The 256-nt window shown below is 64.8% G+C and carries 1 protein-coding gene; it reads left to right on the top strand.

Translation table 11 applies throughout. The annotated features are described in order from the left end of the window. On the top strand, positions 1-256 hold a 256-nt coding region (locus AC0IW9_RS31240), incomplete at both ends, for a 5'-nucleotidase (RefSeq protein WP_471652178.1).

Here is a 256-nt window from a genome sequence, read left to right as displayed (position 1 = left end):
GTGCTTGAGCCGGGCGATGCGTTTCCGCTGGTGCAAAAATTGTTGGCGCTGAACACCACCCTCGGCCAGCAGCGCGTCGAGGTCATCCTGGTCTCGCGCAACAGCGCCGACACCGGCCTGCGCGCGTTCAACTCCATCAGCCACTACGGCCTGGATATCACCCGCGCCGCCTTTGTTGGCGGCCGCAGTCCCGATCCTTACCTGGCGGCGTTTGGCTGCCACCTGTTTCTGTCCACCCACGCCGAAGACGTGCGCA

This window comes from Belnapia sp. AC561 (genome assembly GCF_979252845.1).
Note: the sequence above shows the minus strand (reverse complement) of the source record. Positions and strands in the feature narration are given on the sequence as shown.